Consider the following 18,587-nt stretch of genomic DNA (forward strand, 5'->3'; position numbering starts at 1 on the left):
GTAGCCCTTTAAGGCATAGATCACAAAATGTTTTAAAGACTTGATAACGCTTNTCAAGTAGGCCGCCCGCGGCGGTCACAAGGTCTGCCACATCCCCACCAATGGTTAGTGGGTAAACACCTGGGTAAGTAACACTACCGTTAACTTCTACTAGCTGGATGGCTTGTTCAGTAGAAGCTTGGCGTTTAAGTTTTTCAATTATAGGTGTTAGTATGTTGTGACGACTAAAAAATGTATAACGTTTAAGATCTAGCTTATTAATTTTACCTTCGGTTATCTGTTCAATGGAGTTGCCTTGGCCGCTTTTGAGCTTGGAGTTATTCACTACACCAACGTATTTTTCAAATTCTTTTTGCTCAAACTTATGCCACTGTTCTGNTATTTGTGTTTCCAAACAGCATCCTCAACTGAAGCCCCGTAAGGGTAGCTTATTTGTGCTAGACCAGTAATACCTGGTTTTACAGCATGTCTAAAGCGATAATATTTTATAACTTTTTCTAAATCACTTATAAAGACTTCACGCTCAGGTCTAGGTCCCACCATCGACATTTCACCTCTCAGTACATTAATAAACTGAGGCAGTTCATCTATTCTTGTTTTTCTGATGAACCTTCCAATTTTAGTTATTCTATTATCATTCTTTTTAGCCCATTGAGCCCCGCTTGCTTCTGCATCAGAGTACATCGAGCGAAATTTTATTACTTTGAACTCTTCGTTGTATTGACCTGTTCTTTTTTGTTTATAAACAACAGGTCCTTTGCTTTCTATTTTTATTAAGATAGCTGTTATTAAAATTATAGGTAGGGTAATAATCAGTAAAAAAATTGCACTGATTATATCAATTACTCTTTTAGCTATTTGTGTTCTTTTCGTAGATAAAATAGTAAATGCTTTTTGATGCAAAAAATAACTGCTTTGAAGTAATTGAACTTCGGTAAAGCCCATTCTTCTATCTAAATAACTAACTAAAGGCTCAACCCAGGCACCTAATTCGGTTGCTTTAACAAGGTAATCTTTTTCCCACTTTTCAAAGCTAGCACTTTCAAAATGACAAATAACTTTTAGACTAAAATTTTTAACAGAATAATCATTTAATATTGCTTCAAAGCCATATTTATTAATAATGCTTTTGATTTCGCCCTCTCTATATTGAGGACAATAAACATAAATGCGCTGCTGTTTTAAAACTTGTTTATTGGATTTGAATCTTTTCACGAAAAATTACCTATGAATTTGAACTTCTCTTTTCAGAGCCTTTGACTAAATACCTAAGAGAAACAATAAACACTCCAATTATTCCACCTAATAAAGCACCTAAGATACATATAAGAGCACGACTAGGCTCGGCTTTTTTTTCAGGAACTATGGCAGCATCGACTGTTTTAAATACATATTCGTCTCTAACATTAGCGAACATTATAGTTTTTGCCTGCTCTTCGATAAGTCTGTACAAAACTGATTTCATATCTGAGATGTTAGTTTCTTTTAACTGCTCAACTAAAAATGCAGTACTTTTTTCAGCCTCAGATACATCACGTACTTTCATGACTTTATTGATGTCTTCAACCAGCCAGTCTGCCCATTGTTTAGCTATATAAGGGGATATATGCTTTACTGATAATATAAGCATTCCAGTCACTTCATTTTCACTAATATTTACTATATCTTTAAATATTTCATGAGCTTCTAATGGAGAAGGTCTTGCCTTGAAAGGTAAGCTTACCTCTCGAATCCAAGTGTCTGTGTCATGATCATAAATATCAGAATCATAAGTAATTTTATTACTCGCTAAGTTCCATGATTTAGCAGCCATCAGATCTGCTAATATATTATGGTTTTGAATAAATTCAGCACTAAACTGCCTAGATTTAAGAATTTCAATAGCTAGTAACTTACTATTAGAGCCAGCGTTATCTCCTAACTTAACGCCTGGTAAGCTAGCTATACCGCCTAGTTGGCCAACAATTGAAGATAAGCCACCACCACTATCTTGCTCTGCAGAAGTTAATAAAACCTCCGACTTGTAAATATTAGGTAGGCTTAAGGAGTACACAACTGAAAAAGTGGTAAATATTATAGAAATAAAAATAATTTTAAATTTCTCTTTCCACAATGTTATGAATAACTCCCTCAAGTCAATCTCATCATCAAGTGATGCTTTTGTCTCTACCAAAGTGCTTTGCTCATCTAAAGCCATTTTGTTACGCATTTAAATCTCTTTATAAATACTTTTATCTTACTCATACACAATGTCCTTATAAAACAATCTGTATTAACTTTTTAGTTAAAATTAGTACAACTAAAGACTACCAATCGCTGCGACTGCTACGCCTAGCTGGTAAAGTATCTGCGTTGCAGTACTCCAAAGCGTTAGCTTATCCATATGACCTGTATCCATTGGTATTACTATTGTGTCGCCTGGTTCTAATTGGTCTGTATTATTTGCTGCAAACCACCCACCCTTATTAGGAATTGTAACCGAGCCATTTGCTTTTATGATGTAAATTCGGTCTTCGTCAGCTCGCTCTTTTAAGCCACCGCTGAGCTCAAGGTAGTCATTTACATTTACCCCTGCTTTAAATAAATGTGTTGTTGCGTAATTAACTTCGCCTACTACGCTAATTGAGTCGCGCTTGCTTGGGACATAAAGTGCATCGCCATCTTGCAGTACTAAGTTTTGGTGGTTTTTAACAATTAATGGTAGATCGATAACTAAACGCCCTACTGCTTCTGCACTGGCGAGATCGCTAAGTAGCTTATTCATTTCGTCGTATGAAAGTGCACTACTACCTACAGAATCCTGAAAACTTTTTGCAGCTACATCACGGCGCAGCTCGTTAGCTAAACGTGCTAATTGCTTTTGCTCTTGTTGTTTTACTGACTGGCGAATAAACACTGCAGCCTTTTGCTCAGCAAAGTTGCTAAAACCACCTGCACGCTCTAATAAGTTACTCAAAGTTTCGCCTCGGCGAATGGTATAAGTACCTGGGAACTTAAACTCTCCCTTTAAGGTTACTTTTACGTTTTCTTGCCAATTTGGAATTGTAAATACATTCAGGCTGTCTTTACTTTGTAGTTTAATACGGTTTTTTGTATTACCGCTCATTGCTTGGGCAAAGTTTATTTTTAAATGTTCAACCTTTGAAGAATCACCATCAATCATGCGAGTAATTTCGGCTTGTTTGGTATAAGCCGATTNCAACTCGGTAGTGAGCTAGTGACTCTTGTAGACCAACAGCTTTAGGAGTTAATTTAAGAATATGTAGCCACAGGGCCATATCTTGTCGCTTTCGAATTGTAGGCATGTATTGCTTACCTATCGCTTGGCAATCATAAATAGCTGTTAGGCAACCAATTACATTACTATTGAGTAGCTCGTTATATGTTATTTCAGCTGGAGGAATAATCTCGCCTAGTAGCTTTTTATCACCAGTAAATTTTTGGTAGCCCGTGTACGAAAAAGGCACGTTGTTATTCTGCATAAAGCTTATTTGCTTGCTTAGCTTTTCGTGCACCCATAAGTCATCTGAATCCAGAAAAGCAATATACCGACCTTTAGCTCTTAATATTGAATCATTTCTAGCTACGCCTGCACCACCATTATTACTTTTTTCAACTAGTCGAATACGCGGTTCATTTATAGCGTATTGTTTAACAATAGCAACCGTATTATCTTTAGAGACATCATCAGTAATTAACAACTCCCAGTTTTGGTATGTTTGTGATAGTACTGAATTAATGCTTTCCTCTATAAACCTCTCTGCGTTATATGAAGGCATTATTATAGAAACTAATTCTTGCATTTAACGCCCCATACCAAAAATGACCACTTTGATAGTCTTAATCATAATTTTTAAATCAACAAAAGTACTATGGTGCTTAATGTAGTGAATGTCATATTTGTGTTTCCAAACAGCATCCTCAACTGAAGCCCCGTAAGGGTAGCTTATTTGTGCTAGACCAGTAATACCTGGTTTTACAGCATGTCTAAAGCGATAATATTTTATAACTTTTTCTAAATCACTTATAAAGACTTCACGCTCAGGTCTAGGTCCCACCATCGACATTTCACCTCTCAGTACATTAATAAACTGAGGCAGTTCATCTATTCTTGTTTTTCTGATGAACCTTCCAATTTTAGTTATTCTATTATCATTCTTTTTAGCCCATTGAGCCCCGCTTGCTTCTGCATCAGAGTACATCGAGCGAAATTTTATTACTTTGAACTCTTCGTTGTATTGACCTGTTCTTTTTTGTTTATAAACAACAGGTCCTTTGCTTTCTATTTTTATTAAGATAGCTGTTATTAAAATTATAGGTAGGGTAATAATCAGTAAAAAAATTGCACTGATTATATCAATTACTCTTTTAGCTATTTGTGTTCTTTTCGTAGATAAAATAGTAAATGCTTTTTGATGCAAAAAATAACTGCTTTGAAGTAATTGAACTTCGGTAAAGCCCATTCTTCTATCTAAATAACTAACTAAAGGCTCAACCCAGGCACCTAATTCGGTTGCTTTAACAAGGTAATCTTTTTCCCACTTTTCAAAGCTAGCACTTTCAAAATGACAAATAACTTTTAGACTAAAATTTTTAACAGAATAATCATTTAATATTGCTTCAAAGCCATATTTATTAATAATGCTTTTGATTTCGCCCTCTCTATATTGAGGACAATAAACATAAATGCGCTGCTGTTTTAAAACTTGTTTATTGGATTTGAATCTTTTCACGAAAAATTACCTATGAATTTGAACTTCTCTTTTCAGAGCCTTTGACTAAATACCTAAGAGAAACAATAAACACTCCAATTATTCCACCTAATAAAGCACCTAAGATACATATAAGAGCACGACTAGGCTCGGCTTTTTTTTCAGGAACTATGGCAGCATCGACTGTTTTAAATACATATTCGTCTCTAACATTAGCGAACATTATAGTTTTTGCCTGCTCTTCGATAAGTCTGTACAAAACTGATTTCATATCTGAGATGTTAGTTTCTTTTAACTGCTCAACTAAAAATGCAGTACTTTTTTCAGCCTCAGATACATCACGTACTTTCATGACTTTATTGATGTCTTCAACCAGCCAGTCTGCCCATTGTTTAGCTATATAAGGGGATATATGCTTTACTGATAATATAAGCATTCCAGTCACTTCATTTTCACTAATATTTACTATATCTTTAAATATTTCATGAGCTTCTAATGGAGAAGGTCTTGCCTTGAAAGGTAAGCTTACCTCTCGAATCCAAGTGTCTGTGTCATGATCATAAATATCAGAATCATAAGTAATTTTATTACTCGCTAAGTTCCATGATTTAGCAGCCATCAGATCTGCTAATATATTATGGTTTTGAATAAATTCAGCACTAAACTGCCTAGATTTAAGAATTTCAATAGCTAGTAACTTACTATTAGAGCCAGCGTTATCTCCTAACTTAACGCCTGGTAAGCTAGCTATACCGCCTAGTTGGCCAACAATTGAAGATAAGCCACCACCACTATCTTGCTCTGCAGAAGTTAATAAAACCTCCGACTTGTAAATATTAGGTAGGCTTAAGGAGTACACAACTGAAAAAGTGGTAAATATTATAGAAATAAAAATAATTTTAAATTTCTCTTTCCACAATGTTATGAATAACTCCCTCAAGTCAATCTCATCATCAAGTGATGCTTTTGTCTCTACCAAAGTGCTTTGCTCATCTAAAGCCATTTTGTTACGCATTTAAATCTCTTTATAAATACTTTTATCTTACTCATACACAANGCTTTTTGTTGCTGCTCTTGCTGATCCTGGCTAAGAGCCATATTTGCTAATGCAGAAAGCTCGGCTTCTTTTTCTTCAAAACGGCTAAATACAACAATTTTGTCATTGCTTTGAAGCTGTAAGTCATTCTCTGAATTTTTGATAATAGCTTGGGCTACATCGAACTGATGAGCTTCTATGTCACCATTTATATTGATTTCACGAATTACGAGTCCGTAGCTTAAATCTGCTTGTGGTAGTAAGTCACCACGCACTGATTTAAGTACATCTGAAATATGTTTACCTTGGTGCCATTGATAATTACCAGGACGCGCAACTGCACCGATTAAGCTTATTGAATTTTGATATTGAGAACTAACTGAATTGAAGCGAATACTGTCGCCATCTTGTGGAATATAATTAATTTGAGATTTTGAAAAGTCTACTGACAATACTTCTTTACGATCGAAGTTGAAGCGCTCTACAATTACGCTTTTGGCGTATGCCTTTGGTTTAAGACCTCCTGCCATAGCTAACAATTGCTTAGCTGACTCACCTTTTTTAAGTTCAAATATAGCAGGGCGTTTAACCGCACCTTCAACTCTTACTTGAGCGCCAACTGATGGTATAAATACAGCATCACCAGGCTTTAGTACTATATCGTTGCTACTATCGCCATTAATAAGTAAGTCGTAAAGGTCAAAATTTGCAACTACCTTACCAGCTCGTTTAACCTGTATGTTACGAAGAGAAGCAATGTCTGACACACCACCGCTTACGAATAGTGCGTGCGAAACAGTTGTTAATGAAGACACGCTATAACTACCCGGCTTGTAAGCCTCTCCTAGCACTAAAATACGCATGCTACGAAGTTGACCAAGCGATACAAAAGCTTTTACGCCTATAACCTCTTGTTCTACTTTTACTTTTATTAGTTCTTTAATTTCAGCGAATGTTAAACCCGCGACCTCTACCGGGCTTAGATCTGGAATACTAATACGCCCTTCACGATCAACTAGGACTTCAAAACTTTCGCTTTCTTTCCCATATAAGTTGATTTTAAGCTGATCGCCAGGCCCTACTATATAGGTGTCAGCCACGGCGGCATTTTCGCTTGGCATAAATGTGGTGGGTTCACCTGCAAATAACTCATAACCATATGGTTTTAGTTCGTCTGCTTTTGGTTTGAAGCGCTCTTCATCTGTTAGCTTTTCTTTTCCTGGCTCTGCGCGCTCGCCAATACTATTTTGTTGCTCTGTATTATTTTGATTATTAGATTGGTTTGTACCGGTGATCGTTGATATATCAACACCATACTGTTTTGCGAGAGCTTCTTGTTGAGCTTTGGGCAGCTTTTTAAATTGCTCAATTTGAGATGCTGTTGGCGTAAAAGCCAAAGTACTAAAACTACAAAGTAGAATAAAAGCACTAATAAATTGTGTAAAAACTTTCACGAGTAGGTATATCCCTAGGTCTACAACCAAAATTGGTGGCTATAATACATTAATTTTGAGCAAATAAAAAAGGGACTTTCGTCCCTTTTGTCACTTTAGTGTCATTAACTTAGTTACATTGGTTAAAAACTGTAAACCAGAGTAAATGATGTTTCTGTGTCAGTGCTTTCTTTGTCGTCAGCAACATCTGAGTTGTTAGTGACATTAAAAGCGACTTTCATTTGTAATGAGCCGTTTATTTTTGCAAGCAATGCAGTTTCTGAACGAGTTTTAGTGTTTGTATCACCATACTCTACAGCAACTAATTGAGTAAAACGTGCACTCTCAGAAATTTGCCAGTTGTAATCTAATTTACCTAAGGCAATTACTTCGCCTTCAAACTCGCCAGCAAGAGAGTTACCGTTATCATCTATTTCAGTGCTGTCATCTGGGTATTCAAAATATTTATAACCAGGACCAACTTCGGCACTTAACCACATTGTTTTTTCGTTTAATAAACGTAGACCGTAACCTGCAGAAATTACTGACTCACTTCTATATGCTCCAAAATAATCTGAAACGTGTGAACCATAAATGAATAGATGAGAATGATCTTCATTTAATTTGTAATTACCTTGCGCTGAAATCGAGTACTTTTCATTTGTGCGCTGCTTATTTTTGTCGCCATTCGCATCTTCAACTTCATCTTCTTTGTAGATACCATCTAGCTTGTATTCGTTGTTCCAGTGTTCAAGGTTGTGCTGTACTTTAATACCACCTTTGAGTGTGGTCGTTTCTGTATTACCACTTGTGATAATAGCACCAAGTTCACTGGTAACTTCCCACGTTTTTTGATCTGCGTCTGCAGCGAATGCATTTGTTGCAGCAGATGCTGCAACTAAAACTGATAAAAGCTTTAATTTCATTAAAAAATAACCTTTGTATAAATGTATATCTATTTTATTAAAGCATTACTTGTTAGAGCAAGCTAAACAGCTAAGTAATAATGTAAAAAATTTCATGCAGCAAATACTGCATGAAATTTTATGTCTAATAGCCGTTTTATCACTAAAACAATTAAAGATAACTTTAATTAAATAACTATTTAAAATTAGTCTTGCTTGTGTAAATGAACATCCATTTGTGGAAATGGGATTGCAATATTTGCATCATCTAATGCAATTTTAATATTTTCCATTAATGACCAGTAAGTAGGCCAGTAATCAGCAGCGTTAACCCAAGGGCGAACAACAAAGTTTACGCTAGAATCACCTAGCTCAGATACAGCTACTGTATAAGCTGGGTCTTTAAGTATGCGTGTTTCTGCATCTAATACAGATTTTAATACTTCTTTTGCTTGACGTAAATCAGCATCGTAACTAACACCAATAACTAAATCGATACGGCGAGTAGACTCACGCGAGAAGTTAGTAATAGCGCCTGACATTATTTGAGAGTTTGGTACGATGATTACTTTATTATCTGGAGTACGAAGTTCAGTTGAGAATATTTCGATTTTCTTAACAGTACCCATTTTATTACCTGCTTCAACAAAGTCACCAGACTTGAATGGGCGAAGTAAAATAATAAGTACGCCTGATGCGAAGTTAGATAATGAACCTTGTAATGCTAAGCCAACAGCTAAGCCTGCAGCACCTAAAATAGCAATGAACGAAGTTGTTTCAATACCAATTTGCGAAAGTGCCATTAAAATAGTAACAGCAAATACAAGTGTGTACACAATGCTTGAAACAAACGACCCTACAGCTTTATCTACTTTCTTTTTAGCAAAACCTTTTTCAGTTAAGTTAGAACAAAACTTAGCGATACGACTACCAAGTAAAAAGATAACAAGCGCAACAACAGCTTGTATACCGTAGTGTAAGATTAGGCCTGAGTTATCGTTAAGCCAATTAAGTACTGAATCCATATTTACTCCAAATGTTTTTATTAAGCGTTTTCCGAGCATTATTATACATTAATTTACAATTTATTCTCATAGAATAATGAATTAATACTATTAAAGTCGCCTATATTCGATTTTTCGCGAAGGTTATGCGACAAATATGTTACCTGATCCCCGTAAATATTAGCTGTCCAACACTGATTAAATTTGTTTATTTAAATTATTTTAATTTATTTCACTTTTAGACTTCACAACATTTATTATTTTATGTATTATGCGCGCCACACCAAACAAGGTGTGTGTAGTGGCGGTTGTAGCTCAGTTGGTAGAGCCCCGGATTGTGATTCCGGTTGTCGCGGGTTCAAGCCCCGTCAATCGCCCCACTTTTTCTCCTAGTAATACCCTTATTTATATTTTAATAATTCCCCTAAATTATATTTTTTAATATTCTATACAGCATACCTAAGCTTTGTTACCCAAATTAATTAATATTTTAAGCAAAATTAGTTTATCAGCAACCTCTCCCTTTTTAATTAGTTTAACTTGAAGATTTATTAAGCAAGTATTTAGCCTGCAATTAAATAACATTTATTTAACCAATGTGATTACATTGGCTGTACTTAAGTACAAAAAGTGCTAGATTTCTAGTACTAATACCAAACCTGCATAAATATTTGAGCAACTTAACGAATTAAATTTCACTAAAACGTTGTTAAAAATTTTTATTTAGAACAACTAGATACAAAAATTTTCGCCTAGTTCTAGCGTGATTTTCTTAACGTTAAATAGACCTCACATATAAGCAGATTGGTATAACATCACTTTATTACAAAACATCAAACTTCCTATGGGATATAAAATTAAGCATGATTAAACAGCTTTTAAGAAATTTACTATGTAGTTATTTGGCCTTAATAAGTTTTAGCTCATTGGCTCAAAGCAATGATGAATATGATAATCTATTGATTGAACTGCAAAAATTAGTTTCTGAAAAGAAATATACTCAGGCTTACGAAAAAAGTAACAGTGAATTTCAATACTTAGGTGAGCCTGTTTATGATTTTTTACTTGGGGTCTCTGCGCTTAAAACAGGAAATGCGGCACCTGCTGTATTTGCTTTTGAACGCGTGGTTGAAAACAACCCTAGATGGTATGAAGCTCGCTTGTACTTAGTTCGTGCTTATTTAACCGTTAATAATTTACCTGCTGCCGATACTCAAGCTTTAATACTGATTAACTCACCTAACACACCTAATAACATAAAGTCTTCGGCACAGTCGTTACTTGATACAACCACATTTAAAAAGCAAGAAGCTGGGCGTTCTTATAAGCAAAATATTGAGCTTGCACTTGGCGTTGATGGCAACGTAAATGCTGGTACGGCAGAAAATACGATTATAATTCCTAATATTGGTGAATTTTCATTATCGCCAGAAAGTAAAAGTACGCAAGACAACTATGCGCGACTAAATTACAGAGGAAAGTACTCTCACCCCATAGATCAAAAAAGTTTAATCACTTTGAGCGTTAATACCGGGTGGTACAAGTTTGCAGAACTCAGCCAATACGATCGTATAAATGCGCATATTAGTGCTGCCTATCAATATAAACAAAATGACATAAGTTTGTTTGCACAAGTATCGACGACTCCATTAATGCTTGATGGCGATCTTTATCGTACTGAATCAGCTTTAACAGCAGGTGCTAGTTATAAGCTGAATACACAAGTTAATTTATTTAGCTCTGCGACTGCGGGTGTTTTAAACAATAAATTTGATGAAAAGCTCGATAACTCATTTTATGCGATAAATGCGGGTGCTAGCTACGCAACTCGAAATTGGTTTCAAAGCTTAAGCATTAACGCTAAAAATGAAGAAGCCGATATTACTGAAGGTGAATTTAATAGCCGTAATATTACGAGTTTGTACTACCAAGTAAACACTCAACTAGCTCAACATTGGCAGTTGTTATCTCTTGCTGGATACCAATGGATTAATTATAAAGATGATCACCCTTTATTTTTACAAGAACGTGCCGATAACCTCTTTATGTTCTCAACTTCTGTTCGCTACTTAGTTAATCGTGATTTAGCAATACAGTTGGCTGCCAACTATCAAGATAAATCCAGTAATATTTCTTTATTCGAATATGACCGTTTAGATATCAATTTAAGCGCTTCTTACTCATTTTAATTTAAGGTATTTATGAAACATTTACTCCCTGTAATTACCACTTTACTTTGTGTAAGTTTTTATACACAAGCAAATGATCCTGCTGGTAAAACTATTTTAGCGCGAGGCTCTGTACTAGCGGTTGATGGAAGCTCTGAACAACAACGGCAGTTGCAGCGCAGAGATACCGTTTTTGGTGTAGATCGCATTACGACTGGAGAGAAAAGCAAAGCGCAATTTTCAATGTCGGATGGTGGTTTAATCGCTTTAAAAGAAAATTCAGAACTAAATATTGCTAACTATGAATTTGATGATAATACCCAACAAGGTTCTGCTTCTATTGAGTTACTTAAAGGTGGTTTACGCTCTATTTCGGGTGTGATTAAAAAAAATGGCGGCTCTTATAATGTAAAAACCCCTGTTGGCTCTATTGGTATACGTGGAACACATTTTGAAGTTCAGCTCGTTGAAGGCAATGTGTTTTTAGCTGTATGGGATGGCGCAATAGATTTAACGTTAGAAAATAATAGCGTGGTTTCTTTGGGTGATAACGAGGCATTTTCGTTTGCACAAATTACAGCCTCTGGTGAAGTATTAAAAACGACGCGTGCCGCACGTGTGTTTGATCAAAATATAGTAACGATCGACCCTAAAGATGACAACGAAGAAGAGACTGAACAAGCATCTGTAACTGAAGTTGAAGTAAATGCTTTTGAAGCAGATACAGATACTATGGATATATATTCTGAACAACAATTTCAAACAGTTAGCAGCGCATCTTTAGTCGATCAAATAGCTCAGCGCCAAGGTGTATTTAACTATGAAGCATCAAGCTTTAATGTAAATTCGAGTGTGGGTGCTGTTACTGACTTTGCTATGACTATGGCTGTTGATTTTGATAATGGCACAGTGCCTGATGGCGAAATTAGTTTTAATGACGCGGGCGGAAATTGGTATGCGGCTTACAGCGGTTTAATAAATTTAAGCGAACTTGACTTAGCCGTTACATTTGCATCCCATGGCAACAATAAAGCCGAGGGCGATGTTGATGCTATATTTTTGAATGACTTAGACAATATTACTGGCAACTTTAATCTTAACGAAATAAATAATCCTGATGTAAATGCTAGCGGTTCTTTTAAATTAGAACCATAAACACATTGGATACAAAGCTTTTATTATGGAGTATTTAAAATGACAGCAAAAAATATATTTTTGCTTGGTTCTATGGTGTTTTTGTTAAGTGCCTGTGGAGGCTCAGAAGAAAGCCCTGCTCAAGAGACAATACAATCACCTACGGCTGAAGTAGTAACGCCAACGGTGACTAGCTATATAAATTTGGCTGGTGTTATAGCGAGCAATCAAACCAAAAATACAAAAGTTTTAGGTGCTGTCACTTCAAGTAGAGGTGTTGTTGGATCAAGCATAGCTAATACACGCGCTAATATTGTTTTTTCACAAACAAACGAAACTGTGCAAGGCAACGTTTCTTTTTTACTTGAAGCTTCGGATACTGATGGCATTGCTGAAGTTAGTTTAGTGCTCCCTAGCGTCAATAAAAGCATATCACTGTGTTCTTCTGATTGTGGTTTTGACTACGAAAAATCAATTATAGGCCTCAGCCCTGTGCTTTATGGCGTAATTCCAGGAGAGATACGCCTAGAAATATGGATAACTGACACTTTAAATAATCAAGTCCTTGCTGATGCAATTACTTTTAACTGGCAACCATATCAAATTGAAGGTGTTACAGCTCAGCGAGACGAAGATAATATTAATCTTTCGTGGCAAGCTAACCCCGAACTTAATCGTTATAACGTTTATATTGCAACTCAAGCTGGAGTTTCATCTACTAATATTAATGAATTAGAAAACGGGCAACAATTTTTAAGTATTCAAGATACTGCATTAAGCATTACCGAGTCACTTACAGATAAAAGTTATCAAGTACTTATTACCGGTATTGATGGCAGTGGTGAAAGTGGCTTTGCTAATATAATAAACATAGCACCAGTGGGTGGAGAGCTTGCATTTGCACCAGAAGCTAATGCCGATCAGTTTCAGATAAATGAAGATCAAACTCTGCAAGGCAACGTTCTAACAAATGATACGAATCAATACAGTGGCGATTTACGTGTAAATGCAGATGCATTAATTCTACCGCAGCATGGCACCATTAATATAAATGAAAATGGGGATTTTACTTATATCCCTATTGCAAACTTTAATGGTGAAGATGCCTTTAGCTATCAAGTTGCTAACGAGTTAGGTATGACAGATACCGCAGTTGTAGAGATAACTATTTTAGCTGTTAACGACGCCCCTATTGCGCTTGATAATACTTATAACATTACAAACAATGGAACCTTAGTTGTCCTATCGCCTGGCTTACTTATTAACGATAGCGATATTGATTTAGATAACTTAACTGTTGATACAACGCCTGTTAGCGAACCGACAAGAGGACAATTAACCCTTTTTGATAATGGTAGCTTTGAATACCAAGGCGAGCAGAACATGCAAGGCCAAGACAGCTTTCAGTATAGAGTTGTTGATGCACAAGGTGCTCAGGCTATTGCAAATGTAACTATTGTAAGCTCAAACACTAACGTAGCCCCTGTAACAAAAAATGATAGCTATAGTTTAAGCGAAGATGAAACACTTGTGGTTACAGCAGCCAATGGTGTGCTTAGTAACGATACTGACCCAAATAATGACAGTTTTTCAGTCGATGAAAAATTTATTGTGGCACCAACACATGGCCAACTATTATTAGCAATTGATGGCAGCTTTAGTTATGTGCCGGATGCTAATTTTAATGGTGTTGATCAATTTCAATATCAAGCTATCGACTCATTAGGTGCAACCTCTACAGCCACAGTAACTTTAGTAATAAACAGCGAACCCGATAGCCCTGTCGCACAAAATGATACCTATCAATTTAGTAAAAATAAACTATTTGAAGTAACAGTACTAAATGGCTTATTAATTAACGATTTTAATATTGAGGCTGGCGATTTATCAGTTAACACCACGGCAATCAATGCAACTCAAAATGGCGAGCTTACATTAAAAGTTGATGGTTCATTTACCTACCAACCAGACTTAGGTTTTATTGGTGTAGATAGCTTTACTTATTCAATTTCAAATGAGCAAGGCTTAACTGCAACAGCTCAAGTAACATTAAGTGAAAGCGGCGTTAATACTTTTCCAGAAGCCAATAACGATCAATTTACGTTAGACGAAGACAGCTCTGCATCTTTATTAGACGTGCTAGCTAACGACACTGATGCAGATGGCGATACGATTAGTATTTCGAACATAGAAAATATTGCTGGAGAAGCGACTATTGTCGCCGGGAAAATACAGTTTACTCCACCAGCAAACTTTTCAGGTGAGATAGTACTAACTTACACCATTACGGATGGCTATAGCACTGATAATGAAGGTATAAACGACAGAACAGCAAGTGTGACGATTACCGTGACACCCGTCAATGATGCCCCTACTGCAAATACTGATTCAGCAACGATGAACGAAGATGCTCTTGCGTTATTAGTTAACGTACTAGCTAACGACTCCGACATTGATGGCGATACTCTTACAATAACAGCTGCTACTGCAGATATAGGTTCTGCATCTGTTGTTGATAATAAAATCCAATACACGCCTGCCGCTAATACAAATGGAACAGCAATTATTAGCTACACAATAAGTGATGGTAATGGTGGTACTGCAACTACAAACTTATCAATAATTATTACTCCTGTAAACGATACTCCTATTGCAAACGCAGACTCAGCGACAGTAGATGAAGATGCAGCGCCAATACTAATAAACGTATTGGCAAATGACTCTGACGTGGATGGTGATAGCCTCACTATCAGTGCAGCCTCGGCAGATACGGGTTCGGTCTTAGTAGTTGGCAATCAAATTCAATATACACCGGCAGCCGACGACAATGGCGTAGCAACAGTTACTTATACTGTAAGCGATAGCAGCGGTGGTGACAGTACAACAACGTTAACTATCACTATTACCCCCGTAAACGATGATCCAATAGCAAACGCCGATTCGGCTACCATGGCTGAAGATGCAGCGCCGATACTAATAAACGTATTGGCAAATGACTCAGACGTGGATGGCGATAGCCTCACTATCAGTACAACCTCAGCTGATATTGGTTCGGTCTCAGTAGTTGGCAATCAAATTCAATATACACCGGAGGCTAACTCAAATGGACTCACAACTGTTGTTTATACGGCAATTGATAGCAACGGTGGTGCCAGTACAGCAACACTATCTATTACTATTACTCCCGTAAACGATGAACCCATTGCAAATGCCGACACGGCGACTATGGATGAAGATGCTGCGCCGCTACTCATTGATGTGCTGATTAATGATACAGACGCTGATAGTGATAGCCTAAGCATAACAGCAGCGTCAGCCGATAGCGGTTCAGTATCCGTTGTCAATAACAAACTACAGTACACACCGGCTGCAAATACCAACGGTATTGTTGTTGTCAGTTATACTGTAAATGATGGGAATAACGCTACAGATACTGGTAGTTTATCAATTACGATTACTCCTATTAACGATGCTCCAGTTGCGTCAAACCAAGGTTTTAATATTAGCGAAAACGCAACCGATGGTGACACTATTGGGACTGTTAGTGCCTCAGACATTGAGAACCAAAATTTAAGTTACACCCTGCTCAGTGGTGCCCCCATATTCGAAATAAATAATGATTCTGGCTTATTAACTGTAAAAGGTGAAAGCCCGTTTAATTTTGAAACAACTCCTCAGTACATATTGAGCCTAGCTATTACTGACGATGGTACGCCTAACGAAACAACGACTATTAATATAATAATTGATGTCACTGATGATGCGGAGCCTCTAGTTCCTGTTGAAGATGAAACATTTGGTCGTCCTATAACAGGTGAACTTGAGCTTTCGGGTGTTTTTTCAAGTGGTGAATTTAATGACAGTATTGAGCTAAATAATAACCTTTACTTTGTAGGTTTTAGTAATAACAGCGACAAAGATATTGTTATTGCTTCCTATACAACGAGTGGTGTAATAAATACAGCATTTAACAGTGATGGCGTTAAAGTATTAGATTTAGAAAATGATGAAGAAGCAACTGCTATTATTTCTGATGGTACAAGCCTCTTTGTTGCTTACACTAGCTTTGATGGCACAAATACCGAAGCATGTTTGTTGAAAATGAATACCGCTGGCGTATTAAGTAATAACTCTGGAGATAATAATTCAGGTATTCACTGTACCGCATTAGCAAGCACTCTCGTTATTAATGACCTTGAGTTTAGCGACAATAAAATTCAAGCTGTTGGTAAGTCATTTAATGGTAACGACGACGATAGCTTATGGATAAAATACGATATATCTACACTCGCTTATGAAGCCGGAAGCCCTAAAATTGTCGATGTGAGCGGTGCTAATAGAGATGACGAAGCGTTTGCTATTAAAAACTTCAATAGCTCTGATCTTATGGTTGCAGGCAGTGTAACAAGTGCAACTGGCGATAAAGACGTACTTATTCGTTATTTAATTTCTGATGGTGAAAACAACGGAAGTTTTAATGGTAGCGCAGCATTATCGTTCGACTTGTCTGAGAATAATAAAGATGACGAATTATTTGCAATTGGCGGCGCTAAAAACACCGAATTTACAGCTTTTGCAGGTGGTTACATAACTCATAACAGTGGTGAAAAAGAAGCCGTGGTTTTGGCTATTGATAAAACGGGTACTCTTATAACAAGTTTTGGTGATGCAGGTACTGCTATTTACGATATTGATGGTAACGGTGGTGCAGGTAATGGTGGCGCGAACGTAACAGGCGTAAAATACGAGCCAATTAAAAATGGAATTACTTTATCTGGCACTACCGGTGTTTCAGCTAACGAAAAGTTATTTTCTGCCCGTATTTTAACTTCAGACGGCTCACTTGATAGTACTTATGGTGCATCAGGTATTAATATCATTTCAGATATCAATGGAAAACAATTTGCCAAATCAGCAACTATAGATGCTAATGATACTGTATGGATATCGGGTGTTGTTGACGACTCAACCACCAAACCATTTGTTGCTGCAGTTGACGAGCAAGCCACATTATTTACCAACTTTGCAGACGTTGGTTATCTTGCTTTTGATACTATAAGCGCAGAATCTGACGATCAATCAATGCACGTTTTACAACTTAGCAATGACCCTCATGCCGGTAAGTATATTCTTGCATCAACGGCTAAATCGGACTCAATTACTAAGTTAGTATTAACACGCTTTACGAGTGCGGGTGCTATCGATACTAGCTTTAGCGAAAGTGGCCATAAAGAAATTGCCATAGATTTAAGCGCATCTAATATAGCGTTGGTTGAACACAATAGCGGAAGCTTATTTATTGCGGGATCTAAAAGCAAAACTGACGGTGAAGAGGGCTTTATAGCTAAAATTGATCAAAATGGTGATTTAGATACCTCATTCGCCAGTGATGGTATTTACTATACTACTATTTCAGGTGCTGAAAAGCTTAACTTAACTGATTTAGCACTTCATGATGGCGACATTGTTGCAGTTGGCTCTGTAGTTATAGCTGATACCCCTAGCTCGTTTATCATGATGCTAGATTCTGACGGTACACTTGACGATAACTTTGGTAGTAATGGAACAATTATAGGAATACCTTTTGAATATTATGAAAGTGTTTTTATTAATGATGATAATATTTTTATTGGTGGTAAATCTGTATCAGGTGCCAGTTCAAAATTAGTAGCATTAAAGCTCGACTCCGACGGCGAGCAAACCTACAAATACACAGGTGAAACAACCACTGATACCGAGAATAAAATGGTAAAAGTTTTAGTCGACGAATCAAATAAATTATATTTAATTGCAAACATTGTAGATACGCCTAATAAAGCCAGTATTACCCGATTACTTGCATCCGGAGTAATTGATGACAGCTATCCGTTAGGCCAATACGCGTTAGCTTCAACGGGGGATACCGAAGTAAAAAGTGCCGTTTTTGATAGCAACAACAATATTGTTTTAGTTGGTATGGGCAATAATAAAGGAATGTTAGCGCGTATTTTAACTGACGGTACTTTAGATAATACGTTTGGAGCCAGTGGTGCCGGATTTTATGAAGCAAGCCAATGTGCCAGTACACATGTATTTACTTCAATCATCTTACAAAATGATACCCAAGTTGTTGTAAGCAGCACCTGTAATGACACTAACTCTAACAATGTTAGTATTTCTAAATTCAATTTTGAAGCAGATGGAGCTTAGTCTTAA

9 protein-coding genes, 1 tRNA gene and 4 pseudogenes are annotated in these 18,587 nt (G+C 36.7%); 4 read left to right on the forward strand and 10 right to left on the reverse strand.

Features of this window, described 5'->3' with window-relative positions:
• Positions 1 to 43 precede the first annotated feature (43 nt).
• From I6E70_RS20885 to I6E70_RS01580, 10 genes and pseudogenes are all read right to left on the reverse strand, one after another.
• A pseudogene (locus I6E70_RS20885) lies at positions 44 to 238 on the reverse strand (SLBB domain-containing protein); the annotation flags it as partial.
• 143 nt (positions 239 to 381) lie between these two features.
• Positions 382 to 1,215 (reverse strand): annotated as a pseudogene (locus I6E70_RS01540) (sugar transferase); the annotation flags it as partial.
• A 10-nt stretch (positions 1,216 to 1,225) separates the two neighbouring features.
• Positions 1,226 to 2,209 carry a Wzz/FepE/Etk N-terminal domain-containing protein gene (locus I6E70_RS01545; protein WP_231612764.1) on the reverse strand — a complete coding sequence of 328 codons (984 nt, stop codon included), beginning with the start codon at positions 2,207 to 2,209 and terminating at the stop codon, positions 1,226 to 1,228.
• 90 nt (positions 2,210 to 2,299) lie between these two features.
• Positions 2,300 to 3,202: pseudogene (locus I6E70_RS01550) on the reverse strand (SLBB domain-containing protein); the annotation flags it as partial.
• Positions 3,156 to 3,803, reverse strand: a complete 648-nt coding sequence (locus I6E70_RS01555) for a glycosyltransferase family 2 protein (protein ID WP_197187882.1) — start codon at positions 3,801 to 3,803, stop codon at positions 3,156 to 3,158. The gene I6E70_RS01555 and the pseudogene I6E70_RS01550, both read right to left, overlap by 47 nt.
• On the reverse strand, positions 3,804 to 4,733 hold the full coding sequence (locus tag I6E70_RS01560) for an exopolysaccharide biosynthesis polyprenyl glycosylphosphotransferase (RefSeq protein ID WP_197173096.1): 930 nt from the start codon (positions 4,731 to 4,733) through the stop codon (positions 3,804 to 3,806).
• Positions 4,734 to 4,743: 10 nt separating this feature from the next.
• Positions 4,744 to 5,727, reverse strand: a complete 984-nt coding sequence (locus tag I6E70_RS01565; RefSeq protein ID WP_231612764.1) for a Wzz/FepE/Etk N-terminal domain-containing protein — start codon at positions 5,725 to 5,727, stop codon at positions 4,744 to 4,746.
• Positions 5,728 to 5,771: 44 nt separating this feature from the next.
• Positions 5,772 to 7,202 (reverse strand): annotated as a pseudogene (locus I6E70_RS01570) (SLBB domain-containing protein); the annotation flags it as partial.
• Between the two features lie 122 nt (positions 7,203 to 7,324).
• Entirely contained in the window at positions 7,325 to 8,107 is a 783-nt protein-coding gene (locus I6E70_RS01575) for a DUF481 domain-containing protein (RefSeq protein ID WP_007582317.1), read from the reverse strand.
• Positions 8,108 to 8,292: 185 nt separating this feature from the next.
• Positions 8,293 to 9,111: a mechanosensitive ion channel family protein gene (locus I6E70_RS01580; RefSeq protein WP_007582322.1), complete on the reverse strand. Its 819-nt coding sequence runs from the start codon at positions 9,109 to 9,111 to the stop codon at positions 8,293 to 8,295.
• Between the two features lie 283 nt (positions 9,112 to 9,394).
• Here I6E70_RS01580 and I6E70_RS01585 point away from each other — a divergent pair.
• The 4 genes from I6E70_RS01585 (at position 9,395) to I6E70_RS01600 (ending at position 18,581) form a co-directional block, all read left to right on the forward strand.
• A tRNA-His gene (locus I6E70_RS01585) sits at positions 9,395 to 9,470 on the forward strand.
• A gap of 483 nt (positions 9,471 to 9,953) precedes the next feature.
• Complete coding sequence (locus I6E70_RS01590; protein ID WP_197187883.1) at positions 9,954 to 11,279, forward strand: surface lipoprotein assembly modifier; 1,326 nt, start codon at positions 9,954 to 9,956, stop codon at positions 11,277 to 11,279.
• Between the two features lie 12 nt (positions 11,280 to 11,291).
• The gene (locus I6E70_RS01595) at positions 11,292 to 12,413 is read left to right on the forward strand and encodes a FecR family protein (protein WP_007582324.1); all 1,122 of its coding nucleotides are present in this window, start codon (positions 11,292 to 11,294) and stop codon (positions 12,411 to 12,413) included.
• Between the two features lie 39 nt (positions 12,414 to 12,452).
• A complete protein-coding gene (locus I6E70_RS01600; RefSeq protein ID WP_197187884.1) occupies positions 12,453 to 18,581 on the forward strand; it encodes an Ig-like domain-containing protein in 6,129 nt (2,042 codons plus the stop codon).
• The last annotated feature ends 6 nt before the right edge of the window (positions 18,582 to 18,587 follow it).

It is taken from the genome of Pseudoalteromonas sp. NGC95, from assembly GCF_015864705.1.
Lineage (GTDB): Bacteria > Pseudomonadota > Gammaproteobacteria > Enterobacterales > Alteromonadaceae > Pseudoalteromonas > Pseudoalteromonas arctica.